21 protein-coding genes and 1 riboswitch are annotated in these 23135 nt (G+C 60.4%); of the genes, 13 read left to right on the forward strand and 8 right to left on the reverse strand.

From position 1 onward, the window contains the following. The first annotated feature begins 9 nt into the window (after window positions 1-9). The 3 genes from MOV63_RS09245 to MOV63_RS09255 all read left to right on the forward strand — a co-directional run bounded on the left by MOV63_RS09245 (window position 10) and on the right by MOV63_RS09255 (window position 2416). A complete protein-coding gene (locus MOV63_RS09245) occupies window positions 10-654 on the forward strand; it encodes a TetR family transcriptional regulator (RefSeq protein WP_247033394.1) in 645 nt (214 codons plus the stop codon). A 110-nt stretch (window positions 655-764) separates the two neighbouring features. Beyond that, entirely contained in the window at window positions 765-1523 is a 759-nt protein-coding gene (locus MOV63_RS09250; RefSeq protein WP_247033395.1) for an SDR family NAD(P)-dependent oxidoreductase, read from the forward strand. Between the two features lie 8 nt (window positions 1524-1531). Continuing rightward, window positions 1532-2416: a sigma-70 family RNA polymerase sigma factor gene (locus MOV63_RS09255; protein ID WP_258719150.1), complete on the forward strand. Its 885-nt coding sequence runs from the start codon at window positions 1532-1534 to the stop codon at window positions 2414-2416. A gap of 216 nt (window positions 2417-2632) precedes the next feature. Here the strand turns inward: MOV63_RS09255 and MOV63_RS09260 are convergent, their stop codons facing one another. The 4 genes from MOV63_RS09260 to MOV63_RS09275 form a co-directional block, all read right to left on the reverse strand. Continuing rightward, the gene (locus MOV63_RS09260) at window positions 2633-3589 is read right to left on the reverse strand and encodes an aliphatic sulfonate ABC transporter substrate-binding protein (RefSeq protein ID WP_405029312.1); all 957 of its coding nucleotides are present in this window, start codon (window positions 3587-3589) and stop codon (window positions 2633-2635) included. Window positions 3590-3650: 61 nt separating this feature from the next. Further along, window positions 3651-4421 (reverse strand): ABC transporter ATP-binding protein, encoded by a 771-nt coding sequence (locus MOV63_RS09265; protein WP_040124951.1) that lies wholly within the window; start codon window positions 4419-4421, stop codon window positions 3651-3653. Beyond that, window positions 4418-5170, reverse strand: a complete 753-nt coding sequence (locus MOV63_RS09270; protein WP_040125812.1) for an ABC transporter permease — start codon at window positions 5168-5170, stop codon at window positions 4418-4420. Before MOV63_RS09270 ends, MOV63_RS09265 begins: the two co-directional genes overlap by 4 nt. Before the next feature lie 103 nt (window positions 5171-5273). Continuing rightward, on the reverse strand, window positions 5274-6710 hold the full coding sequence (locus MOV63_RS09275; RefSeq protein ID WP_247033397.1) for a sulfatase: 1437 nt from the start codon (window positions 6708-6710) through the stop codon (window positions 5274-5276). A 154-nt stretch (window positions 6711-6864) separates the two neighbouring features. On the opposite strand from MOV63_RS09275, the gene MOV63_RS09280 reads away from it, so the two are divergent. The 6 genes from MOV63_RS09280 (at window position 6865) to MOV63_RS09305 (ending at window position 13829) form a co-directional block, all read left to right on the forward strand. After that, window positions 6865-7893, forward strand: a complete 1029-nt coding sequence (locus MOV63_RS09280) for a LacI family DNA-binding transcriptional regulator (RefSeq protein ID WP_040124955.1) — start codon at window positions 6865-6867, stop codon at window positions 7891-7893. 209 nt (window positions 7894-8102) lie between these two features. After that, window positions 8103-9497 (forward strand): zinc metallochaperone AztD, encoded by a 1395-nt coding sequence (aztD, locus tag MOV63_RS09285; RefSeq protein ID WP_247033398.1) that lies wholly within the window; start codon window positions 8103-8105, stop codon window positions 9495-9497. A 49-nt stretch (window positions 9498-9546) separates the two neighbouring features. Beyond that, a riboswitch (cobalamin riboswitch) is annotated at window positions 9547-9741 on the forward strand. A 97-nt stretch (window positions 9742-9838) separates the two neighbouring features. Continuing rightward, window positions 9839-10648, forward strand: a complete 810-nt coding sequence (locus tag MOV63_RS09290; protein ID WP_244447564.1) for a (2Fe-2S) ferredoxin domain-containing protein — start codon at window positions 9839-9841, stop codon at window positions 10646-10648. Next, a complete protein-coding gene (locus MOV63_RS09295; RefSeq protein ID WP_247033399.1) occupies window positions 10645-12141 on the forward strand; it encodes an ABC transporter substrate-binding protein in 1497 nt (498 codons plus the stop codon). The genes MOV63_RS09290 and MOV63_RS09295 overlap by 4 nt, the downstream gene beginning before the upstream one ends. 9 nt (window positions 12142-12150) lie before the next feature. Next, a complete protein-coding gene (locus tag MOV63_RS09300) occupies window positions 12151-13077 on the forward strand; it encodes an ABC transporter permease (RefSeq protein WP_247033400.1) in 927 nt (308 codons plus the stop codon). Then, entirely contained in the window at window positions 13065-13829 is a 765-nt protein-coding gene (locus tag MOV63_RS09305; protein ID WP_247033402.1) for an ABC transporter permease, read from the forward strand. Before MOV63_RS09300 ends, MOV63_RS09305 begins: the two co-directional genes overlap by 13 nt. Window positions 13830-13895: 66 nt before the next feature. Here the strand turns inward: MOV63_RS09305 and MOV63_RS09310 are convergent, their stop codons facing one another. The 4 genes from MOV63_RS09310 to MOV63_RS09325 all read right to left on the reverse strand — a co-directional run bounded on the left by MOV63_RS09310 (window position 13896) and on the right by MOV63_RS09325 (window position 16910). After that, window positions 13896-14450, reverse strand: coding sequence for a DUF3299 domain-containing protein (locus MOV63_RS09310; RefSeq protein ID WP_040125815.1), 555 nt, complete (start codon window positions 14448-14450; stop codon window positions 13896-13898). A 138-nt stretch (window positions 14451-14588) separates the two neighbouring features. After that, window positions 14589-15590, reverse strand: a complete 1002-nt coding sequence (locus tag MOV63_RS09315; protein WP_247033404.1) for a murein L,D-transpeptidase catalytic domain family protein — start codon at window positions 15588-15590, stop codon at window positions 14589-14591. A 55-nt stretch (window positions 15591-15645) separates the two neighbouring features. Further along, window positions 15646-16311 (reverse strand): DUF1007 family protein, encoded by a 666-nt coding sequence (locus MOV63_RS09320; protein WP_247033406.1) that lies wholly within the window; start codon window positions 16309-16311, stop codon window positions 15646-15648. 119 nt (window positions 16312-16430) lie between these two features. Then, on the reverse strand, window positions 16431-16910 hold the full coding sequence (locus MOV63_RS09325; RefSeq protein ID WP_247033408.1) for a hypothetical protein: 480 nt from the start codon (window positions 16908-16910) through the stop codon (window positions 16431-16433). Between the two features lie 251 nt (window positions 16911-17161). Between MOV63_RS09325 and MOV63_RS09330 the strand changes: the two genes are divergently transcribed. The 4 genes from MOV63_RS09330 (at window position 17162) to MOV63_RS09345 (ending at window position 23134) form a co-directional block, all read left to right on the forward strand. Next, on the forward strand, window positions 17162-18028 hold the full coding sequence (locus MOV63_RS09330; protein ID WP_040124963.1) for a MipA/OmpV family protein: 867 nt from the start codon (window positions 17162-17164) through the stop codon (window positions 18026-18028). 35 nt (window positions 18029-18063) lie between these two features. Then, window positions 18064-19164, forward strand: a complete 1101-nt coding sequence (locus MOV63_RS09335) for an efflux RND transporter periplasmic adaptor subunit (RefSeq protein WP_247033409.1) — start codon at window positions 18064-18066, stop codon at window positions 19162-19164. Continuing rightward, a complete protein-coding gene (locus MOV63_RS09340) occupies window positions 19161-22265 on the forward strand; it encodes an efflux RND transporter permease subunit (protein WP_247033410.1) in 3105 nt (1034 codons plus the stop codon). The genes MOV63_RS09335 and MOV63_RS09340 overlap by 4 nt, the downstream gene beginning before the upstream one ends. A 113-nt stretch (window positions 22266-22378) precedes the next feature. After that, complete coding sequence (locus tag MOV63_RS09345) at window positions 22379-23134, forward strand: response regulator (RefSeq protein ID WP_247033411.1); 756 nt, start codon at window positions 22379-22381, stop codon at window positions 23132-23134. Window position 23135: the final 1 nt, after the last annotated feature.

Below are 23135 nucleotides of genomic sequence, written 5' to 3' on the forward strand. Positions count from 1 at the left end.
GGCTGAGACATGAACGACCGGGTAAGCTATTCAATTTCTTCAAGAAAGTTGCCGAAGCAGTCCCGCTCGGAAGCGCTGGTGACGGCAATTCTCGAGGCTGCCGTTCGCGTTTTGGCTGAGGAGGGCGCGCATCGCTTCACCACCGCACGGGTGGCTGAGAAGGCGGGCGTTAGCGTCGGCTCGCTTTACCAGTACTTCCCCAATAAGGCCGCTATTCTGTTTCGTCTGCAGAGCGACGAATGGCGGCAGACCACCAACCTGCTGGGCGATATCCTGGGCGACCGCTCGATGCCGCCGCTCGCAAGGCTCCGCAGGCTTGTCCACATGTTCATTCAGTCCGAATGCGACGAGGCTGCGGTTCGCGTTGCGCTGGATGACGCTGCACCGCTCTACAGAGATGCGCCGGAGGCTTTGGAAGCACGCGAGGCGGGTAGCCGTAACATTGACGCTTTCATGCTAGAGGCGCTGCCACGGTCTCCAGAGGCAGTCCGTAACATGGCTGGTGACCTGATTTTCACGGCAATGAGCACCGTCGGCAAAGAGTTTTCCGAGGCACAGCATGACGCGGCGGAGATCGAGGGGTTCGCCGATGCAATGGCCGACATGTTCGAAGCCTATATGCGCAAGCTTGGGGGTGATGAACTTTTGCCATAGGCGCTGCCGTGTGGACGTGGAAGTCTCCGTGATCCCGAATTCTATCAGCGGCTGACTCTTTTCCAGAGCCTCGATCGTCTTTGCAATATCGAAGCAAAGGAGCAGGACCGATGAGTCTCAAGGGTAAGAATGTCGTCGTCACCGGTGGAAGCCGCGGGCTCGGCCTGGGGCTGGTGGAGGCACTTGTTGATCAGGAGGCAAGGGTCACGGTTGTGGCGCGTCAATCCGATGCGCTCGAGGCTGTCCGAACCCGACTGGGCGTTTCGACGATTGCCGCCGATGCCAGGGACGAGGCCGCCGCACACCGTATCCTTGCGGACGTTCGGCCGGATATACTTGTGCTGAACGCCGGAGCGAAACCGCCGATGGAGCGATTGGACAAGATCAGTTGGGCCGATTTCACCGCGACCTGGGAGCACGACGTCAAAGCCGGGCTACACTGGCTGCAAGGCGCGCTGAACCTGCCGCTCGAACCCGGGACCCGGGTTGTCGTCGTGTCGAGTGGCGCGGCCGTCGATGGATCCCCGATGTCAGGCGGCTATGGCGGCGCCAAACGCATGCTTTGGTTCATGGCCAAATATGCCAATCGGGTTTCCGAGCAGAGGCAGCTTGGTATCCGTTTCCAGGCAATCCTGCCTCGGCAAGTGATTTTAGCCACCGGCATCGGTGACATCGCCGCCAGCGCCTATGCCCGGGCCATGGACATCGAACCCGAAGCATTCGTGGCCCGTTTCGGGGCGCCGATGCCACCGAGGCTCTTCGGCGAAAACGTGGTGGCCGTGCTTGACAATCCGGCTTATTCTGAGGGGTTCGCATTCGGATTGTCTGGCGACAAGGGTGTGGACGTAATGGAAAGGTTTGCGGATTGAGTGCTGGATTGTCGGAACCGGACCGCGGCACACGAGCTGAGTTCACAGTCCTGGCCGAGGCATTGCGGCCGGAGTTACATCGCTATTGCGCCCGCCTCATGGGATCGGTGATCGATGGCGAGGATGTCGTTCAAGACACCTTTGCCAAAGCTCTTGTTGCCCTTGAAGACCTGCACGAGGCGCCGCACCTGCGGGCTTGGTTGTTCAAGATCGCCCATAATCGCGCCTTGGATTTGTTGCGCGGCCGGGCGATCCGTGCCGCGGAGCCCGTCGAGGCCGCGGAAAACGTCGTCGACGAAATCAATCTCGATCCCTTGGAGAGTCTCATGCATGAAGAAGCGATGCACACTGCGGTGTCGCGGTTCCATGAACTCCCTGTCCTGCAGCGCAGCGCCGTTATATTGAAAGACGTGCTCGACGAACCTTTGGCAGAGATAGCCTGTTTGCTCGGTATCACAATTGACGCGGTGAAGGGGCATCTGGCGCGGGGACGTGCGCGGCTCCGGGAGATCAATGCGCAAAGCATCCCCCTTCCGAACCGGACGGCCCCCTCCCCTGCCGTGGTGCGCTACGTTACGTTGTTCAATCAGCGGGACTGGAATGGTCTGCGCGCGCTCCTCGCCGAGGACGTGAAACTCCGGCAGTCCTCGCACCCGCTGCGCTCCGGCGCTGCAGACGTCGGTCTGTTCTTCACGATCTACGCCAAGTGCGACGGAATATGGCTTGTCCCGGCCTGGCTGGAGGGCCGGCAGGTCATCGCCGTTTTCAGCGCCCAAGGCGACCCGAAACCGACCCACCTCATGTGGTTGGAATGGAGTGGCGAACGGATCAGTTTTATCCGCGATTATCGCTACGCTCCTTACATTGTCGATGATGCGGAGTTGGTGTTCTGATCCAGCCCAACCCGATTTTCGCCCGTCCGCCGACGTCCATCCCGAAAGCGGTGTGAAACCATCACAACATGCATCTTTCGGGATGGTCCATCGATGACATCGACAGCTACGAGGGAACCACTGCGTAAAGGCGGTGATCCCTCCGATCAGGCGGCCACGCGCCGCCTTTTCACGACATCGCGGCCGGGTCGACTAACCGTGAGGAGCGGATGACGATCAAACGCTGGTGAACAGATCGCCCGTATAGAACTGTTCCGGGGGCAACGGATCCTTCACCGTGCCGAACTCCTGAAACATCTTGTTGAAATCCGCCAGCCACTTGTTGACTGTGCCGTCCCTTGTGAAGGCGTCCAGTTCTTTGCTTGTCAGCATCTTGCGGCTGCGGGCGACCTTCTCGGTCGCATCTGCCGGGGCATTGAGGAAGGCCGTCGTAATCTGAATGGACCGGTCGATATTCGCGGCGCGGTAATCCATCGCCTTTTTCATGACACGCAGGAATTTCTTCACGAGATCCGGGTTCTGCTGGACGATTTCGTTGCGGGCGACGAAGGTGTTGATGAACGACGTCTGCGGATAGAAATCCTGGTTGGACGCCAGCTCCTTCATATCCGGAACGCGCGGTTTGATCGTGTCGATCAGTGGATACCAGATACCGGCACCATCAATCTGCTTTGACGTGAACGCGGAAACGATCGTTGCAGGATCCATCGGCACGACCTGAATGTCGCCGACCGTCATGCCGGCCTTGGTGAGCGTCATGCGGAGGATCATATCGCCGGAAGTACCCTGCGGCACTCCGACCTTCTTGCCTTTCAGATCCTTGATCGTGCTGATATTGCCCTGCACGATGACGCGGTCGGAAAATCCGATATCGTTTACGCCGACCACTTTGGCCCGGCCGCTCGCTGGCAGCCAGAGCGCTCCGGGGCCGATCGTGCCGAAATTCAAGCTGCCGGCGCCCATCGCCTGGATCTGGATCGGGCCGTTGGTGAAAACTTTGACCGACGGCGTGATACCTTCCGCTTCCCAGAGCTTCTGGTCCTGAGCGATTGCCAGGACACTGGCATTGGGAAAGTCGGCAATGTAGCCGATGGTCATGTCAGCGGATTGGGCGCTTGCCTTTCCGCCGATGGAAAATGCGCTCGCCACGGCGGCGACCGCCGTCGTCTTCATCAGATTACGTCTCGTCAGCATGTTCATTTCCTCCCTGTAACAGCCGATGTTTTTGAAAGCTTCAGGCCGCGGCCGGATGGTAGACCGACCGCCACACCTCGTTGCGCAATGTCGAGAATTCGGGCGAAAGGCGCATCTCCTCGGTGCGCGGATAGGGCAGATCAACCGGAATTATTTTGTGAAGCCGGCCCGGGCGGGCAGCCATGACGACGACGCGGCTCCCCAGATAAACGGCCTCGTCGACGTCGTGGGTAATGAACATCACCGTGCGCCGCTCCTTGCTCCAGGTGGCTAGCAACTGATCCTGAAGCTGCACGCGGGTCAAAGCATCCAATGCGCCGAAGGGCTCGTCCATCAGCAATATCTTCGGATTGACCGCATAGGCCCGCGCAATCGCGCAGCGTTGCTTCATGCCGCCGGAAAGCGTCTTCGGCAAGGAATTCGAGAAGTCGCTCAAGCCCACGAGGCCGATGAAATGGTCCGCAATCTTGCCGCGCTCCGCCTTCGGGTGACCTGCAATCTGCAGGCCGAACTCGACGTTCTGACGAACAGTCAGCCACGGAAAGAGCGCGTATTGCTGGAAGATCACGCCACGTTCAGGCCCCGGTCCCTTGACCGGCACGTTATCCACCAGCACCTGTCCGGACGACGGATTGGTAAGGCCCGCCGCGATATTCATGGCTGTCGACTTGCCGCAACCGGACGGGCCGACCACGGTGATGAACTCGCCATCCTCGATATCGAGGTTGAGCCCCTGCAACGCGTTGAAGGAGGTCTGCCCTGCGATGCTGAAAGTCTTGGTGACGCTTTGGAACGAGATTTTTGTGTTCATAGCTTTTCCTGCCAGGCGGTCAGCACGCTATCGGTCGTCTGAACGATGCGGTCCATGATGAGACCGAGCACGCCGATCGCGATGAGGCTGACGAAAATCGTCGGAAGATCGTAGTAAAGCTGCGCCTGCTGCATGCGGAAGCCAAGGCCCGATTGCGCGGCAATCAGTTCGGCGGCGACGACGGTCGCCCAGGACGACCCGAGACCGATACGGACGCCGACCATGATGTAGGGCAACGAGGCAGGCACTATAACCCGCCGGAAGATGGTGAAGTCGTTGGCACCAAGCACGCGTGCGGCGTTGATCAGCGTTCTATCGACGTTGACGACGCCCTGATACGTCGCCACGACGCTCGACAGGAAGGACGCCAGGAAAATGACGAAGATCTTCGGTGTTTCATCGATGCCCATGGTGACGATCGCCAGGGGGATGATGGCAAGCGGCGGGATGGTGCGGAAGAACTGCACGTAAGGCTCAATGATGCCGCGGGCAATGCGATACCAGCCCATCAGGAAGCCCACAGGGATTGCCACCGCGATGCCGAGCGCAAAGCCGGTAAAGACACGGCCAAGGCTCGAAATCGCATCCGACCACAAAAGCCCGTTCTGCGCCTGGATCACCGCCTGCTTCGCCACGGCAAGAGGCGTCGGCAGGCCGACCACCCCCTGTGACGTCACGACGGCCCAGAGAATGATGCCGACGGCCACGGCGGCGATGTTGACCGCCAACATTGCGATCGAACCGGACATGAGAGACGGCCGGCTGGCCGGCTCGGGCTTTTCTTCGCTCGTTGTGATGGACAAGGTCATGTCTCCCTCCGGGAAGCTGATCTGTCCCGGCAATATCGATGGCTCATCGCGCACCCGCCATGACGTCACGCGTCTTGAAGTTGGATTCGATCAGCCAGTCGCGCATAACATCCAGAAGCTCGTGCTTCCGTTCCGTATGGGCCGGATCGCTCCAGAGGTTCCTCACCTCCTTCGGATCGTTCTCGAGGTCGAACAGTTGTCCGTCCTCAGAGCCCTTGAAGTGGACGAGCTTCCACCGATCGCTCCTCACGCCGGTCATGAACTCGACGCCACCGGCCATCGCCACGTCGCCGATCTGTTCGCAGAACACGTGGTCGCGCGGCGCCCAGTCCTTGCCTTCGAGCGCCGGCTTAAGGCTTTTTGCTTCGAAGGTTTTCGGCGGCATAATGCCGGCATATTCGAGGATGGTCGGGCCGAGGTCGAAGAGCTGGCAGAGACCGTCGACCGTGCGGCCGCCTTCGAACCGGCCGGCCGTCGACCAGATCACGGTCGGCACGCGGGTGACGACGTCATACATCGACCATTTCTGGATCAGGCCATGCTCGCCCAGGCATTCGCCGTGATCCGAGGTGAAGATGACGATGGCATCTTCGAGATAGCCGCGCTCCTGAAGTGAACCGAGCAGTTCGCCGACCTTTTCATCGATCAGCGTGACATTGCCAAGATAATGCGCCCAGAGCCGCTGCATCTGATCTTCAGACGGGTCGAGGCTCCAGACGACGGAGTCGTGATCGACCTCCACGTCGTGCTGGCGCTTGTCCTTCAGCTCCTGATGGAGGGAGCGCAGCTCTTCTTTCGTCGGCCTTGGCAGCGGCAGATCGTTGCGCCTGAGATACGGCTCGGTATAGCGCGCCGGCGGATCGAACGGTGGATGCGGCCCGGGGAAACCGACCTGCAGGAACAGCGGCTCGGTCGTCGGATAGGTCTCGACCCACCACTTCGCCATATTGCCGACGAAGGCGTCGGAATGCAGCGCCTCGGGCAGTTTCCAGTCGAAGCAGCCCAGCCTGTCACGATAGTCGTCGAGCTTACGGTAGTGTTCGCGCTGCTGTTTGACGAGGCCATTGGCGGCCAGCGCCTTGTCCCACTCGTCGAAATACCAGCGGCCTTCCATATAGCGATCCTTGTTTTCCACGACGTAGCGCTCGTGGAAACCGGAATCCGAATTGTAGGGGATTGTATGCATCTTGCCGACGTTGACGCAGCGATAGCCGGCGTCACGTAGCTGCTCGACCCATGTCCGCTGCCATGCCTGGCCGTTGGCCAGAACGCCCGTCGTATGCGGGTAGTAGCCGGTAAACAGGCTTGCGCGCGAGGGAACGCAGCTTGGCGCATTGACGTGGCAATTGGTAAGCGCCACGCCTTTTTCGACAAGTCCATCAATATTGGGGGTCACGGCATAGGGGAACCCGAGCGCCGATATCGAGTCGTAGCGCTGCTGGTCCGTCATGATCAGAATGATGTTTGGCCTTTCAGCCATATACTGCTCCTCCGCGTCGCCGATAGCTGGCTTTCGCCTGCCGTGTCAGGCGAAAGAACGACTTCGGTCCCTCTTTCGCTTGCCTCCATTTCAAAAAGATGGCATAAAGTTACCGTTAACGCAACGATCACTCACGGGATTTTTTTGAGCTGAGATGACGATTGAACTTTCCGACAAGGTAGCCCGCAACGTCCCGACCCTTGCTTCGATCGCCGAACGGGTGGGCGTTTCAGTCAATACCGTCTCGCGCGCCTTGCGCGCCCCGCACACGGTCCGCATCGAACTTCGCCGCCAGATCAATGCTGCGATGGAGGAGCTGAATTACGTGCCGAACCGGCTCGCCGGCGGGCTTTCGGGCACGCGCTCGGACATTGTTGGCGTTGTCGTCACCTCACTCTACTATTCCGAATTCGCCAACATCATCGATACGCTGCAATCAGCTTTGCTGGAGCATGACCTGCAGGTCATGCTCGCCAATACAAGGTACAATGCCGACCAGGAGCTGCGTCTCGTCCGGTCCATCCTGAGCTGGCGGCCGGCGGCCGTTGCCATCATCGGCGTCGACCATCCCCCGAAAGTCGTCGAGCTTCTCAAGGCAGCCGACATCCCGATCATCGAGATGTGGGACACGGGCGGTGAAGTGATTGATACCGCCGTTGGGTTCGATCATGCACGTGTCGGCGCAGCGCAAGCCAACCATCTCATAGGTCAGGGTTATCGGCGCCTGGCCTTCGTTGGCAGCGTTCGCGAAAACGATAAACGCGCCCAGAAGCGTTTGAGCGGGCTGGAAGCTGCGGCAGCGACGGCCGGCCTCCCCGACATCGTCAAGCATACGGCGCAGCAAGGCGGCAGCCCCGAACTCGGGGAGCGGCTTGCAACCGAGCTTCTGGAACGCCATCCCGAGATCGACGCAATCGCCTGCAACAGCGATGTCGTTGCGTTTGGCGTGCTTCGGGCACTGCGGAAACTCGGCCGGCGCGTTCCCCAAGATATCGGCGTTGTTGGATTTGGAGACAACGAGGCGGCGAGCTGCGTTAGTCCCTCCCTAACGACGGTTCGCCCTGATCGCGAGCGTATTGGCAAGCTGACGGCCGAGGCGATCGTCGCACGGATCAACGATGCCAAATCATACACCGCACCCGTCGAATGGGAGCTTATCGTCCGGGAAAGTACAGTTCGATAGCTCCCGGCCATCCAAGGCGGTTGAAGCGTTCGTCTCCAGCGTTCGTTCGACATCCCACTCTCGGTCCATCTCCGCCAGTCTTGTTTCGATCTGCATCGCGATCCGGCAAATGTCGATCATCGCATTCTCGGGGATTGACAACGATCGCGTTTGTTATGTTATAACATAATAACTAATGATCGAAGCTACCGTCAATCTGGAGACAAGTCATGTCACGGCAGAAATCTCAACCAACTCCGGTGACCGTTTTGACCGGCTATCTCGGTGCTGGCAAAACCAAGCTTCTCAACCGCATCCTGACGGAGCCGCACGGAAAGAAGTTCGCCGTCGATGAGATCGGGATCGACAAGCGAGGGCCGTCACCCGCCTCGTCTTTTCTCACTCGAAACCGTCTGCTGACAGCTGTCGCGTCAGGCCTCATCTTTGCTGCTTCCGGAGCGTTTGCCGATGATGATCATGAGACGAAAGAGGCATGGCGCCTGTTTGTCGGCGATCATACGAATCCAGTCGTCCGCGCCATCGACTTCGAGAACGGCAAGGAACTCGGCCGCTACGACGTCAAGGGTCCTGCGGCGCTGACCGCCAGCGCGTCCGGCCGGAGCGTATTCGCCACGCAGTCGGATCATGACATCGTGCACGTCCTCAAGACTGGCATCGATTTCTCCGATCACGGGGAGCATCGGGACCTGGAGGTTTCCGAGGTGGGGCTGTTGCCCGTGACTTTCGAGGGCAAGCGTCCTTTCCACGTCGTTCCACATGACGACCATGCGATCCTCTTTTACGATCGAGGCGGCAAGGCGGATATCATCGACGAAACGGCTCTTCTCGAAGGCAGGGCTGACGTGAAGACAGTCGACACGACGAAGCCGCATCACGGCGTAGCGGTGACGATGGGTCGTTTCGTGCTGGTGTCGGTCCCAAACACTGAAGTCGAAACCAAGCCCGACGAACTGCCGCCGAGGGTCGGACTTCGCGTCGTTGACGAGACGGGCAGGCAGCTCGGCGACGTCGCGAAATGCACCGATCTTCACGGCGAAGCCACTTCGGCCCGGCTGGCTGCCTTCGGTTGCAAGGAAGGCGTTCTTGTCGCCCGTCCTGGCGGACTTGATGGACCGAAACTGGAAATGCTCGCTTACCCATCTGACATGCCGAAAGGTTCGACTGGTACCTTGCTTGGCGGTAAGGCAATGCAGTTCTTCCTCGGCAACTACGGCGAGGACAAAATCGTCCTGATCGATCCGGACAGCGAGAAGCACTTCCGGCTGATCGCCCTGCCCACCCGCCGCGTCGACTTCCTGCTGGACCCAGCAACGCCGCGCAGTGCCTACATCCTGACGGAGGACGGTGATCTTCATGTGCTGGACGTGATCAAGGGCGAGATCGTTCGCAAAGCCAAGGTCACCGAGCCCTACAGCAAGGACGGCCATTGGCGTGATCCGCGTCCGCGCCTTGCCGTTGCGGACGGTCATATCGTCATTACCGATCCGCGGCACTCGCTGGTTCGCGTCGTCGATGCGGAAAGCCTGAAGGAGGTCCGTACGATTCCCGTCGAAGGAAAACCCTTTACGATCGTTGCCGTCGGCGGCTCCGGGGCATCGCATTGATGCGATGATGCGGCATGAAGCGGCGCCGTTGACAGTCGGCAGAGGGAGTGTAGGTTGGCGGCGTCAAGGTTCTTCCATCCCGCGATGGAAGCTAAGAGGGAATCCGGTAAAAACCGGAGCTGTCCCGCAACTGTGAGCGGTGAGCCGTTCGTCCAACATGTCACTGGCAGTCAATGCCGGGAAGACGGACGATGAAGGCTTTGACCCGCGAGCCAGGAGACCTGCCTGACGATAGAAGTTCCGTGGTCGGGGTGTGCCACAGGAATGACGGTTCCGTCGGGCTATCCGTGCCTGCCGCAACCTTCATTTTTGCTGCCTCCTCCTTGAGTGAGACGAAGGCAGTGAAAACACAGGGATTATCTTCCCAGAACGTATCCGGGCGCGCCGTCCTGCTGATTGCGAAATCCGCCTTTGCGGCATCGCCGCATCTGGAAATGCAACGGCTCGCGAAACTTGCAGCCGGCGTGACCGGAGCCGGAACGGTTCGGGTCGCCTTTACCGAACAGGGTACCCCCTCCCTGCGCGACGCGCTGTCCGATCTGCTCGACGAGGATGTCGAAACCGTCGTTATCGTGCCGCTCGTCCTGCCCATGGAGCCGAGTTTCCTTATCTGGCTGACGAAATCGCTGAAGCGCTGGAAAGCGGTCGATAGCCGGCGCTGGCCGGCCCTTTCGATCACCCGGGATATCGCCTCGAGCACGTTGATGGCGCGGCTGATAGGCGAACTGCTCGAAACCGCCGAAGCACTGGACGTGCCGCAGACCGACACGCCGCCCGTTGCCGAGGGATCGCTCGTGCCGGCCCAGAAACGTCGCGTGCTCGTCTGCCAGGGCGGTCCCTGCAACGCGGCTGGAGCCGATGTGATCTGGGGACATCTGCGCAACCAGCAGGAGCGGCAGAAACTGCGCACTGCCGGCGACGGCACGATGACCGCAAAATCCACCTGTCTCGGCCCCTGCAATCTGGCGCCCGTGCTGCAGGTATTTCCGGAAGGAACCTATTACGGCGGCGTCAACGAAGATGCGATCGACCGGATCATCGGCGAGCACCTGCTCGGCGGTGGGATCGTCGAGGACTTCGCCTATCACCCAACGGGCCGCAAGCAGCGGCTTCGCACCCCATCCGAACAGAACAAGAGGAAAGAGAATTGACGTCGCACACTCTATCGCGCCTGGCCGCCGCCTGGCTCAGTGCCGCCATCTTTGTCACCGCAGGCACTGTCTTCGCTGCCGAGCCGGTTCGCGTCGGCGCCACCTACATCACCAATGGCACGGATCCGGCCAAGGGCTCGAACGGCTGGGCGCTGGTCAGCCACGGGGTCGGCGAGAACCTCTTCACCGTCGATCGGGACGGCAAGCTCGTGCCTGAACTGGCCGAAAAGGCGCAGCGCACCGGCGACCTGACCTGGACCGTGACCCTGAAACACGGCCGCCTGTTTTCCGACGGCACGCCGGTGACAGCCAAAGCGCTGGCGGCGGGCTTCGACAACACATTCGCCAGCAACAAGGCGGCGCTCGCCACCGGTGGCAAGCTGACATTCGAGGCGGCCGATGACCTGACGCTGAAGGTGACAACCGAAAAGCCGGTGCCTTTCATCCAGGCGCTCTTCGCCGAATGGCCGCTGATCGCCTACAAACCCACCTCGGCCGGCAACGCCGTCTTCAGCGGTCCTTACCGGATCTCCGCCTTCAAGACGGATGCCTCGATCACGCTGGAGCCCAACGTGCATTTCGCCGGCGCCGACAAGCGTTCGCCGGTTAATTTCCGCAAGTTCGGTGATGCCCAGACCCTGACGCTGGCGCTGGAGGCCGGCGAGCTCGATTTGGCTTTCGGCTTGCCGTCGGAAGTCGTGAGCCGGCTCCAGACAAACCCTGATCTGGCAATCAAGTCGTTCCCGGTCGGATACCAGTATCTCGCTTTTTTCAACACTGCCCGGCCGCCGATGGATGATGTGAAGGTGCGCCAGGCGATCGATCTGGCCTTCGACCGCAAGGAGCTTGCCACCGCGATCAACGGCGGCGAACCGGCCACAGGTGCCTACGCCTCCTATTTCCCCTTTGCGGGCAGAGAGGCACGCCCGACCGACCCTGCCAAGGCCGCAGCGCTTCTCGACGAAGCCGGCTGGGCAAAAGGCAGCGGCGGCATGCGCGAAAAAGGCGGCAAGCCGCTGCGTCTGCTGGTCATAACCTATCCGCAGCGTCCTGATCTTGTCACCATGCTGCCGGTGGTCAAGGCGGAACTCGCAAAGATCGGCATCGCCATCGATACGCAGGTGGTGGAAAACATCCAGCAGATGGCTGCGGCCGGGGACTTCGACATCGCGCTCTGGGCGCAGCACACTGCCCCGAGCGGCGATGCCGCCTTCTTCCTGAACTCGATGCTGAGAAGCGGCGCTTCGCTGAACTATGCGAAATATGCTTCACCCGACTTCGACGCGATCCTCGATCGATTTGCGACCGAAGGCGATCCGGCAAAGCGGGTGGCGATTGCGCTGGATGCCCAGCAGAAGCTGTTCGACGATGCGCCCGCCTCTTTCCTGGTGTCGCCCGTCTGGTATGTCGGCCTGTCGAAGCGGCTGAAGAACTATGAGCCGTGGGGATCCGACTACCACGTGCTGCGCGCCGATATCGGCGAGACGGAGTAGGGCCACGTGATGGGACTGGTCAGGTTCGGCATGCAATCGATAGCGGGGCTGCTGGTGATTTCGCTCGCCTCTTTCTCGGTCATAACATTGATGCCGGCCGATCCGGTTGCGATCGCCATTCGCGTCTGGAGCCTGCCGGCGACGGATGAGACCGTCGCGGCGTTGAGGGCGGAGTGGGGCCTCGATCAGCCCGTGCCGCTTCGCTATCTCCATTGGCTGGCAGATTTCCTCGGCGGAGATTGGGGCCGTTCGTTTCGGACTGGAGAGCCCGTACTTGCCGAATTCGTTGAACGGCTGCCGGTTTCGCTGTCGCTCGGTCTCGCCGGCCTGGCGCTGGCGATCGCGCTGGCAATTCCGCTCGGGTTCTTCTCAGCGGCCTATCCCGGGAGTGTTGCCGATCGGATGAGCCGGGCTCTGTCGGTCTTCGTCCAGGCAGTGCCGGCCTTCTGGCTGGGCCTTGTCCTTCTCTGGGTCCTCGGTGTGCAGTTGCGCTGGGTCAGACCCTTCGCCAATGATTGGACGGCAATCGTCCTGCCCGTCCTGCTGATCGCGCTGCATTCGGTTGCCGTTCTCTCCCGCGTCTATCGGCGCGACCTGAAGGAAACCGCCGGGCAGGCGCATTTTCGCACGGCGCTTGCCAAAGGCCTTTCGGAACGCCAGGCGCTCTGGCGGCACGGCCACCGCAGCGCTCTCTACGCCCTGCTGTCGGCGCTCCGTTCCGAAGCAGGCTGGGTGATCGGCAGCACCGCGACCATGGAAATTCTCTTTGGCCTTGCCGGCATCAGCCAGTTCCTTGTTCAAAGCATCGCGGCGCGCGACCAGATGGTGCTGCAGGCCTATGTTATGGTCATTGCCGTCTGGATGCTTGTATTGAATGCCAGCGCCAATCTCGCCATGCGCCTTCTCGATCCGCGTCTCGCCCGATGCCCCGGTTGACCGTGCTTGCGGCGCTCGCCGTCTTTTTGTGTGTCGGTGGTTTTTGGCAGCCATATGATCCCGATACGGTGGACATGCTTGCCCGTCATTCCGGCATGACCGCCAGCCATCTGCTCGGTACCGATCATCTCGGTCGCGATCTTCTGTCGCGGATCATGGCCGGCGGATGGCGGACTGCCTGCGTCATCCTCTCGGTCGGCGCCATCGGTTTTTTGTTTGGCACCCTGCTGGGCACCGCCGCCGCCGTCCTTGGTGGCTGGCGCGAGAAGGTGATCCTGCGCTTCTGCGAGTTCTTCATCATGATGCCGACGCTCATCGTCGCACTGACGGCGGCGGCGATTTTCGGCCTGTCGCCGCTCAGCGCCGGACTGGCGCTCGGCTTGGCTTGCGTCGGGCCGCATGCGCTGCTTGCGCATTCGCTCAGTCAGCGGGTGCTCGGCCAGCCGTTCATGCTGGCAGCGAGGAGCCTCGGCGTTGCGCCGGCACGGATGATTACCGGGCATCTTCTGCCGAATACTCTGCCGCTGATGTTCGCCTATGTCGGCAACCAAGCGGGACTTGCCGCAGTCGCCTACGCCTCGCTCGCCTTCATCGGTCTCGGGGCCGACCCGTCGAAGCCGGATTGGGGATCGATGCTGTTCGAGTATCGTGTGTTCATCTTCGATCACCCGATGCTGATGATCTGGCCGGGGACAGCGGTTGCATTGACTGTCTCCGTGATGAACCGGGTTTTTGACGACGGCCAGGAGTGACTGCGTTTTCGTCTGGTTTCCTGATGATCGATTACCAGCGCCGTGAACCACCAGCCGATCGAACGTTTATCGCGCAAGCACGCCGAACGGTGAAATCGACTTCAGGTCGGGATCCGCGATATCGGTCGCTCTCGCGACCTCAGCATGGCTCATGCTGTAGCCGTAGTCGAGGACGCGCACACCGTCCATGATGAAGAGTTGGGCCTTGTCCAAGCCGGGTCGCAGGTTCCCCGTCACGGTGACGACCTCGTAAACCCTCGAAAGATGGAATGGCTCGTCTGCTACGACATGGACCAATTGGTTCGGCGGTGGAGCCGCGCTGTGGCTGCAGGCTCCAGCCCAGGGCACCAGCATGAACTCGTAGACGAGATCGCCGTCCTGATCGACGGGCAGGATGAACCCGGTCAGCTCTACTGCACGGCTTTCGTCACGCCACGCGAGTGTTTCGCCCTGGGAGCGACTGGACGCCATGCCTGGTAACGCGACATCTAATCTCGATTGATCCGCAGGCCGCAAGGCGCTCCAAAGAACCGACTGGGGACCTGCATAGGCGCCGGACGCCGAATAGGTCATCCCGATCAGGATCGTCGTCAGTTTCAGGAGGAAAAGCGCGCGCCTCATCTGCATCTCCATGAGCGCAGCGCTCTCGCAAGAGAGAGGCCACTGCTGATGTGGATGTTAGCCCTATTTATCCACTTGGGTCAAAGCCAAGGTAGAAGGCGCGAAGTCAGAGTTTCGTGTGGTCAGTCCAGTCGAACCTCAAAGGAAGCCTTCACATATCGGAACCGGCCGTGGCGGCGGTGCAGGATGATCTTCGGTGTATTTGGTGATGATCGGCTCCAGCGTCTCCTTCGCCCAGAACTTCGGCGCGCCGATCTCCTGCAGGCACGTGGCGTTCCAGTAATGTCCTGATTTCTCCGGTGCCTTGCCCGTCGCCAGTGCCTTGGAGACAGTCGCGATGTCTTTTGACTCCGGATAGACGTAGAGGGTCGTCGGATTGTCCTTGACCATCGACAGCACCTGGGGCGTCTCCGATGGCGACCAGCTGGTGCAGCCATCACTGCGGCCGCCCGCATAGGTTACCAGCTTGCCACGGGGAACATATCCGTCGCGGTTGGCGTAGGGACTATCCGGCTTCTTCATCATGCAGATGCCGGAGACGAGTGCCGAGGCATGTCCGCCTATCGCGCGCTGCCTGGCGTTCGCAGTTTCTCCGACGCCGTCGAACTGCACGAACGACCTGGTCAGGACCGTCTCCTGCTTTGGGGAAACGCTGTAGTAGCCCTTGAAGGAGGTCTTGATCTCGCTGGTCAGATAGGCCCCGCCTGCGGTCAGATTGGAGTTGAGGGCATTGCCGAAGTTCTTCGCGCACTGCCGTCCATTGGTGAAGTTTGCGACGCCCGGCAGGTTGCGGCCCCCGCCGTGCCCCGACGAAATTACGCGAAAGGACTGCTCAGCCTCACAGATGATGTAGAACCGCCCCCCTGCAGGCCCTTCGGTCAGGTCGTTCGGCCGCGTAGCGTCCATGGCGAAGTAGCAGGCGTTCTTGATCTTACCTTGCGACAGCTTTTCCTGATAAAGCGCACGTGCCCTTTCCAGCACCATCGGCGCGATCTGGCCGTTTCCGGCGCCGACATGGGCGTTCAGCCAATTCGGGAGCCGGGACGCGCTTTCGGAGGCGAAGGATGCGGAAGGCGCGGATAGACAGGCGACAGCGGATAAAAATCCAAGATACTTGAGAAGTATGAGCTTCGGGTTCACGAACACTCTCCGGGAATGATATTTGTGAAGGTCGGCCATCATGGTTGAGGAAGATTTAACAGCGGACCTCCAGCCTCGTCGCAACGATCTGCGAATAGTCGCTTCCCATCGGGTCGCTGAAGAACATGGTCGTCAGCATCGCCTGGTTTTCTGCCAGGATCTCCTTCGAATCCGGCCTGACGACTTTGCGCGCGCAGTGGCCGAAACTGTTGCCTGACGTCTTCAGGGCCGCGTCGTCTGAAAAGTCCAGCGCGGTATAGAGGGTCGGATCGAAGACGCCGAACACGATCAATCCCTTCAATGGCGTCTTTTGCACTGGCTTTTGACTGAACGACAGGGTGAGGTAGCCGTTCTCGTAGGTGCCGTGCAAGGCATCTGGCTTGGCCAGCGCCAACGATTTGCCGTTGATCGTCACGTTTGTGTAGTAGTTGTACCGATCAAGGGATTCCTGAACCGTCTTGGCCACCGCAGCCACCTCCGCGGGATCGAGAGTGTTGTTGCGGTTCTTGTCGTAGTCGAGGAGCACCGACGAGGAGAAGACTTCATCGAAGCGCCAGGTGTCTCGCACCTCCGCGAGGCTGCCGTCCGCGCCCGCCACCGCCTCGAACTTCGCGTCGACGAAAATATGAGGATGGGCCTCGGCCCCTGTCGGAGCACCGGCGGCGGCTAACCCCGCGAGAACCGAAAGACTGACGGAGACCAACTGGCGGAACGATGTCATGTTCTGCGAATGCCGAGGGGATTGCGTCCGATTTAAGTCGAAGGCGCTACCGATGCGAAAAAACCTCGCGAAGACAAATCCGTCAATGTGTTGATTTGCACTGACGGGTTGGATGCCTCTTAGGATCGAACATCCTTCAATCGTTCTCGCCGGCGCGGCAAACCCAACATGGACTTTACCGCCACCCACCATCGGGGCGTCTTAGGTTCTCGCACCGCTTCGTTCTTTGCCCGCTCGGCGCCAGCGGGTTCAACTCTTGTCGCCATAGGCTGAACAAGAAACTCGATCCGTTTGATGAATGCGCTGCTGTCGAACCGTTTTGACGTTACCAGCGGACCATCGCCGGAAGGCTCCGTATGGAAGAAAACCTCGAGATTGACCACTGGTATGGAGCGGATATTGCGCAGGAGATCGATCTCCGGTCGTGTCGTTATGGCGAAGGAATAATGATCCGAACGGAGTGCAATAAAAGCCTCCGGAAACGTCGATACCGCCACGGAGTCATGCCCATGGCTCGCCAGTTTCGCGACGATCGCATTGGCCGCCGCCACGGGCAGAAACACAAGAATTCTCTTGGGGTGAGTTGTTTCGATAGACATAGCGAGTTCCTCATACGGAGATGAGAAAATCTAGCTTTTACCGGTGCAAGCGTGTGTTTGGTTTTGTTTGATTTTGTTGCGAGTGCTGCCACCTGCAGGCCAGCGGCATCGACCGGGACAACATTTCTTAACATCACAAAACCCAAGTTAACGGCGTCGTCTGGGACAGTGCGCTCCGCAAGAGGCCGGCGCGTCGGGCTTTCACGCCTGCACGCCGAAAACTCTCTACCGGATCCCAGGAGCCAATTTGAATGTCATTGACCAAGTCCTTCTTAAGCCGACCGCGACGTGTCGCCATCGCTGCGGGGCTCGCAGTTGTCGCTTGCCCCCTTGCCGAGGCACGCGCTGCCGACCCTTACGAGGGTGAAGAGGCTGCTATCCCCGCGACCGCGAGCTTCGACAAGGGACGGTTTGGCGGGATACGCCAGAAGCTTTCCGACTGGAACGTCATGGTCGGCGCCGGAGCCATGTATGCACCGAAATTCGAAGGATCGGATGAGTTCGAACTGGTCCCCATTCCCATGATTTCCGCAACCTTCGGTGATCGCGTCACGATCGATCCGGGCGGGCTGGAAGTCGATGTGCTGAAGTCCAACGGTTTTAAGCTCACGGTGAAGGGCGGTTACGACATCGGGGGTGGGCGGGATGAAGACGATTCCTCTCACCTGAGAGGGCTTGGCGACATCGACGCTGGGGCTGTCGTCGGAACGAAGCTCTCGTATGAATGGGGACCGATGGAATTTTATGCGTCTGTCGACAAGACGATCGGCGGGAGCGACGGACTTCTCGGTCAGGTCGGTGCGAATGTCTCGCATCACTACGATCGTTTCATTCTTTCCGCTGGCGCTTCCGCAACGTTTGCCGACGACAACTACATGAAAAGCTATTTTGGGGTAACCGCTGCCCAGTCTGCGAGATCGGGATTGCGGCAATATGAGGCAAGCGCTGGCTTGAAACGCTTCGATATCGAGGCGTCTGTCACATATATGGCGACCGAACACTGGGTTATCCGTGGCCAGGCAGCGGTCGGGTTCCTGACCGGCGATGCGAAGGATAGTCCGATCGTTCAGAACGACGTACAGCCGTCAGCGATGCTGATGGTCGGGTACAAGTTCTAAGCGTCCGGTAGGGTGCAGCAAAGCAGATTCAACCGATGCGACCGACAACTCTTCTTCTCGCCCTCTTCGTGAGCGCGAACCTTGCTTCCGCGGCGGAGCCTGTGCTTGCGCAACAGAACAAGGCGGCAGCGCTTACCGTCGCCGTCGCCAATCCTGCAGAACGCCGATGGCCTGAAACGGTACCGGCCAGCGGCTGGCTGAAACCCTGGCATGAAGCGGTCATCGCTGCGGAAATCGATGGCCTGCGCGTAACCGCCGTCCTTGTCGATGTCGGATCGGTCGTTTCGAAGGGTCAGCCCCTCGTCCGGCTTGCCGACGAAACCGTGCGTGCAGAACTGCGTAGCCAGGAGGCCGCCTTGGCAAGTGCCAGGGCGGACCTCGCCAAGGCGACGGCGAATGCCGACCGGGCACGCAAGGTGCAAGGGAGCGGCGTACTGTCGGATGAAAAGATCAACGAATACCTGATCGCCGAACAGACGGCGATGGCAGGGGTGGAATCCGCCGAAGCCTTGCTGGAAAGCCAGAAGATCAAACTGGCCAAGGCGACTATTCTGGCAGTGGACGATGGACTGATCACGTCCCGCTCGGCCCAGCTCGGCGCCGTCGTCTCCTCGGGCACGGAACTGTTCCGCATGATCCGCCAACAGCGTGTCGAATGGCAGGCGGAAGTGTCCGCACGCTATTTGCCTCGCATCAGGCAAGGCCTGACAGCCACGATCGTCGGTCCTGGCGATCGACGTGTAAAAGGCACCGTTCGGCTTGTCGCACCGACGGTCAGCACCGATACCGGACGGGCGATCGCCTATGTGGCGTTGCCGGCGGAGGCCCGCCCGCCGATCGGTCTTTACGTCACCGGCCAGATCGAGCTTGAGATCACGGCGGCGCTCACCGTGCCCGAGACGGCGCTCGTCCTGCGTGACGGCATCGCTTACGTCTTCACCGTGGATGCAGACAACCGCGCGTCACGCGTTCGTGTGGAAACCGGCCGCCGCAATGGCAGCGAAGTGGAAATCCTCTCTGGCCTTAACCGCTCGACCGGCGTCGTGATGACGGGTGGTGCTTTTCTTTCGGACAAGTCCTTCGTCCGGGTGACGGGTGATGCTCTCGTCCAGCTCGAAAAGGGAGAATCGCGATGAACTTCTCCGCCTGGTCGATCCGCAATCCGGTTCCCGCCATCCTGCTGTTTATCCTGCTGACCGTCGGCGGCCTGATTGCATTCGACCGGCTCGCGGTACAGAACTTTCCCGACATGGATCTGCCGACGATCAAGATCAGCGCCTCGCTTGAAGGAGCCGCGCCGGCGCAGCTCGAAACGGAAGTCGCGCGCAAGATCGAAGACAGGCTCGCATCGCTGAGCCTCCTCGATCACATCACGACGACGGTCACGGACGGATCGGTCACCATCAATGTCTCGTTCCAGTTGGGAAAGGATAGTGAGGAAGCGCTGAACGAGGTGCGCAATGCCGTCGATAGCGCGAGCGGAGACCTGCCTTCCGAGATGCAGGCGCCGGGCGTGACCAAGGTGACAGTGCAGGGCTCCACGCTCCTCACCTACGCGGTGCGTTCCGTCCGCCTCAACGAGACGGAACTCTCCTGGTTCGTCGACAACGACATGACGAAGGCCCTGCTTTCCGTACCCGGCGTCGGCGAGGTCAGCCGGATCGGTGGCATCAAGCGCGAAGTTCATATCGACCTCAACCCCCAGATCATGAGCGCGCTCAGCCTCAGCGCTGCGACCGTTTCCTTGCAGCTCAAGTCCGTGCAGTCGGACACATCGGGCGGCCGGGCTGAGATCGGCGGCGGCAAGCAGGGGATCCGCACGCTTGGGGCGGTATCCTCCGTCGAAGAACTGAAGGCGCTCGCAATCCCGCTTCCGAGCGGAGAGCTGGTGCAGCTGACCGAGATTGGCGCGGTGACGGACAGCTTTGCCGACCGCTCGTCGATCGCCTATCTCGATGGCGAACCCGTGATCGCTGTCGAGGTGAAACGATCCAATGGCTTTTCGGATACCGGCGTCGCGGCCGCCATCGAAGCGGCGATGCAGGACTTTGCCGCAGCCAACCCCGATGTCGAGATCGTCCAGGCCTACAGCACGGTCGGGCCGATCATCGAAAACTACGACGGCTCCCTGCGCATGCTCTATGAAGGTGCAATCCTGGCGGTCGTGGTGGTTTGGCTCTTCCTGCGCGACTGGCGGGCGACCCTGCTTTCGGCGGTGGCGCTGCCGCTCTCGGTCGTCCCGGCTTTTCTCGTGATGTATCTGGCGGATTTCAGCCTCAATACAGTGACGCTGCTCGCCCTCTCGCTCGTGGTCGGCATCCTCATCGACGATGCGATCGTCGAGATCGAGAATATCGCGCGCCACCTGCAAATGGGAAAAACTCCGAAGGGAGCGGCGCTCGAGGCCGCCGATGAAATCGGCCTTGCCGTTGTCGCCACGACCTTGACGCTCGTCGCGGTCTTTTTGCCGACCGCTTTCATGAGCGGTATTCCCGGCCTGATCTTCCGCCAGTTCGGCATAACAGCGGCGGTAGCGGTTCTCGCTTCACTGGTCGTCGCACGCCTGCTGACGCCGATGATGGCCGCTTATCTGATGAAGGCGCATCCCGTCGCGCAGAGGGATGGCCGGATCATGTGCGCCTACATGGCCGTCGTCAAAACCTGCCTGCGCCATCGCAAGCTGACGGTCCTCGGCGTCTGCATATTTCTCGGGCTCTCGCTTTCGACGATTAGCATGCTCAGCGCCGGCTTCCTGCCCGCATCGGACGATTCGCAGACGAGGATCACTCTGACGCTTCAGCCCGGCAGCCCGATTGAACAAACGGACGCCATGACGCGGCGGGCGGCAGATATCGTTTCCGGTTTGCCGGACGTCACGCGGGTGTTTTCCGCCGTCGGGAGCGCCTCGTCGGATGACATGATCGATTCCTCGACGACCGCCGATACAGCGACCGCCTCGCTTGTCGTCGATTTGAAGACGATCGGCGAACGCAGCCGCAAGCAGGCCGAGATCGAAAACGACATCCGACAGGCAATCGCGGTTCTCCCGGGCGTCAGGATCGAAGTGGGTACGGGCGGCAGCGGTACGACGCTGGAAATAACACTCGCCAGCGACGATTCCGGAGCGCTCGACCGCGTGGCGGGAGCACTCGAAGAACAGCTGCGAGGCCTTCAAGGCATCGGCGCAGTGACCTCCAGCGCCTCCCTACAGGCCCCGGAAGTCCAGATCGTCCCGGACCTCAATCGCGCCGCCGCCCTCGGCGTCACGGCAGAAGCGATTTCCGAAGCGGTTCGCGTGGCCACGAGCGGGGATTATTCCTCCTCGCTTGCCAAGCTCAACCTGCCCCAGCGCCAGCTCTCCATCCGCGTCCGGTTCGATCCCGGCAACCGAACGACGCTTGACGATATTGCAGATCTCCGCGTTGCCGGTGCCAGGGGCAGCGTCGATCTCGGTTCGGTCGCCGACATCCGCATCGGGGGCAGTCCGTCCGAGATCAGCCGCATCGACCGCTCGCGAAACGTTACGCTATCGGTCGAACTCAACGGCCGTATCCTCGGCGACGTCTATCGCGAAGCGCAGGCGCTGCCCGCCCTGCAAAACCTTCCGGACGACGTCAGGCTCGTCGAACAGGGCGAACTGGAGCGCAGCTCGGAACTCTTCAACAACTTCGCCATCGCCATGGGGATCGGCGTGTTCTGCATCTATGCCGTTCTGGTATTGCTCTTCCAGGACTTCTTCCAGCCGTTGACGATCCTGATGGCGCTTCCCCTTTCGCTCGGCGGCGCGCTGCTGCCGCTGGTGCTGACCGGAACCAGCTTCTCCATGCCCGTGTTGATCGGCCTACTCATGCTGATGGGCGTGGTGACGAAGAATTCGATTCTGCTGGTCGAGTACGCGATCATGTCGCGACGCGCCGGCCTCTCGCGCTTCGACGCCCTGGTCGACGCCTGCCATAAGCGCGCCCGCCCGATCGTCATGACGACGATCGCCATGGGCGGCGGCATGCTTCCCGTGGCCCTGAGCCTCAGCGGCGGCGATGCAAGCTTCCGTCAGCCGATGGCGATCGTCGTGATCGGCGGCCTGATGACTTCAACCGTCCTCAGCCTCGTCGTCATCCCCGTGATCTTCACCTTTGTCGACGATTTCCTGCTGCTTCTAAAGCGAAGCTTCGGGAGAGACGACAGCCGCGAGGCCGTGGTCCATGAACTGAGGATTGAGGCTGATCGCCAGTGCTGACGAACCCATTGATTCAGAGTCCGTGGCGGAACCGCAGAAACAAAATTAAACATAATTGTTGCTGACAACCATGCTGCGAAACGGGCTAACTGATAATCGGGATTCCGGCACAAATGGCCAAGCCTATGAATAACGTCGCATCCAATGTTCTTGTACAAGGGTCAGCCCGAATCCTGGTCGTCGAGGATGATCGGGATATCGCCAGTATGCTGATCGATCTGATCAAGGAGGCGGGTTATACCGCAGAGGCGGTCGGGTCTGCGGTTGAAATGGACGGTGTCCTGAAGAAGAAGGAATTCGACCTTATAGTGCTGGATGGAATGCTGCCGGGTGAGGACGGTTTCAGCATATGCAGAAGAATCAGGTCGTCTGATACAATACCCATCCTCATGCTGACGGCGCGAACGAAAGAAATAGACAGGGTTGTCGGACTGGAGCTGGGCGCCGATGACTACGTCACCAAACCGTTTAAATCCAGGGAACTTCTGGCGAGGATAAAGGCGCTTCTGCGGCGGTCGTCGTATTCAGCGCAGGTCAAGCCACAGCAGGCCCCTATGACGTTTGCGGGTTGGCGGATTGATCCGGTCACGCGAGAATTGACCGACCGCGACGGTTTCCATGTGTCGCTCACGACGGCGGAATTTGATGTGCTGCTGGTGTTTTGCCAGCACCCCCGGCAGGTCATGAACCGCCAGGAAATACTGGCCCGTACCCATGCAGGCTCTGCAGGACCTGTCGAACGCAGCATTGATGTCCATGTCAGTCGTGTCCGGCAGAAAATCGAACCGAATTACAAGGAGCCGACATTCATTAAAACGGTGCGCCTGGGCGGATATGTTTTCACTCCGGAGGTTGCGATAGCACTATGAT

The sequence above is a fragment of the Neorhizobium sp. SHOUNA12A genome, assembly GCF_023006505.1.
Classification (GTDB): domain Bacteria; phylum Pseudomonadota; class Alphaproteobacteria; order Rhizobiales; family Rhizobiaceae; genus Neorhizobium.

Excerpts from the sequence above, each read along its gene's own strand:
- MOV63_RS09245 (WP_247033394.1), top strand. The coding sequence starts at position 10 with ATGAACGACCGGGTAAGCTATTCAATTTCTTCAAGAAAGTTGCCGAAG.
- MOV63_RS09305 (WP_247033402.1), top strand. The coding sequence starts at position 13,065 with ATGCCCCGGTTGACCGTGCTTGCGGCGCTCGCCGTCTTTTTGTGTGTC.
- MOV63_RS09340 (WP_247033410.1), top strand. The coding sequence starts at position 19,161 with ATGAACTTCTCCGCCTGGTCGATCCGCAATCCGGTTCCCGCCATCCTG.
- MOV63_RS09325 (WP_247033408.1), bottom strand. The coding sequence starts at position 16,910 with ATGTCTATCGAAACAACTCACCCCAAGAGAATTCTTGTGTTTCTGCCC.
- MOV63_RS09330 (WP_040124963.1), top strand. The coding sequence starts at position 17,162 with ATGTCATTGACCAAGTCCTTCTTAAGCCGACCGCGACGTGTCGCCATC.
- MOV63_RS09320 (WP_247033406.1), bottom strand. The coding sequence starts at position 16,311 with ATGACATCGTTCCGCCAGTTGGTCTCCGTCAGTCTTTCGGTTCTCGCG.
- aztD (WP_247033398.1), top strand. The coding sequence starts at position 8,103 with ATGTCACGGCAGAAATCTCAACCAACTCCGGTGACCGTTTTGACCGGC.
- MOV63_RS09310 (WP_040125815.1), bottom strand. The coding sequence starts at position 14,450 with ATGAGGCGCGCGCTTTTCCTCCTGAAACTGACGACGATCCTGATCGGG.
- MOV63_RS09345 (WP_247033411.1), top strand. The coding sequence starts at position 22,379 with ATGGCCAAGCCTATGAATAACGTCGCATCCAATGTTCTTGTACAAGGG.
- MOV63_RS09260 (WP_405029312.1), bottom strand. The coding sequence starts at position 3,589 with ATGAAGACGACGGCGGTCGCCGCCGTGGCGAGCGCATTTTCCATCGGC.
- MOV63_RS09270 (WP_040125812.1), bottom strand. The coding sequence starts at position 5,170 with ATGTCCGGTTCGATCGCAATGTTGGCGGTCAACATCGCCGCCGTGGCC.
- MOV63_RS09250 (WP_247033395.1), top strand. The coding sequence starts at position 765 with ATGAGTCTCAAGGGTAAGAATGTCGTCGTCACCGGTGGAAGCCGCGGG.
- MOV63_RS09335 (WP_247033409.1), top strand. The coding sequence starts at position 18,064 with ATGCGACCGACAACTCTTCTTCTCGCCCTCTTCGTGAGCGCGAACCTT.
- MOV63_RS09280 (WP_040124955.1), top strand. The coding sequence starts at position 6,865 with ATGACGATTGAACTTTCCGACAAGGTAGCCCGCAACGTCCCGACCCTT.
- MOV63_RS09300 (WP_247033400.1), top strand. The coding sequence starts at position 12,151 with ATGGGACTGGTCAGGTTCGGCATGCAATCGATAGCGGGGCTGCTGGTG.
- MOV63_RS09275 (WP_247033397.1), bottom strand. The coding sequence starts at position 6,710 with ATGGCTGAAAGGCCAAACATCATTCTGATCATGACGGACCAGCAGCGC.
- MOV63_RS09265 (WP_040124951.1), bottom strand. The coding sequence starts at position 4,421 with ATGAACACAAAAATCTCGTTCCAAAGCGTCACCAAGACTTTCAGCATC.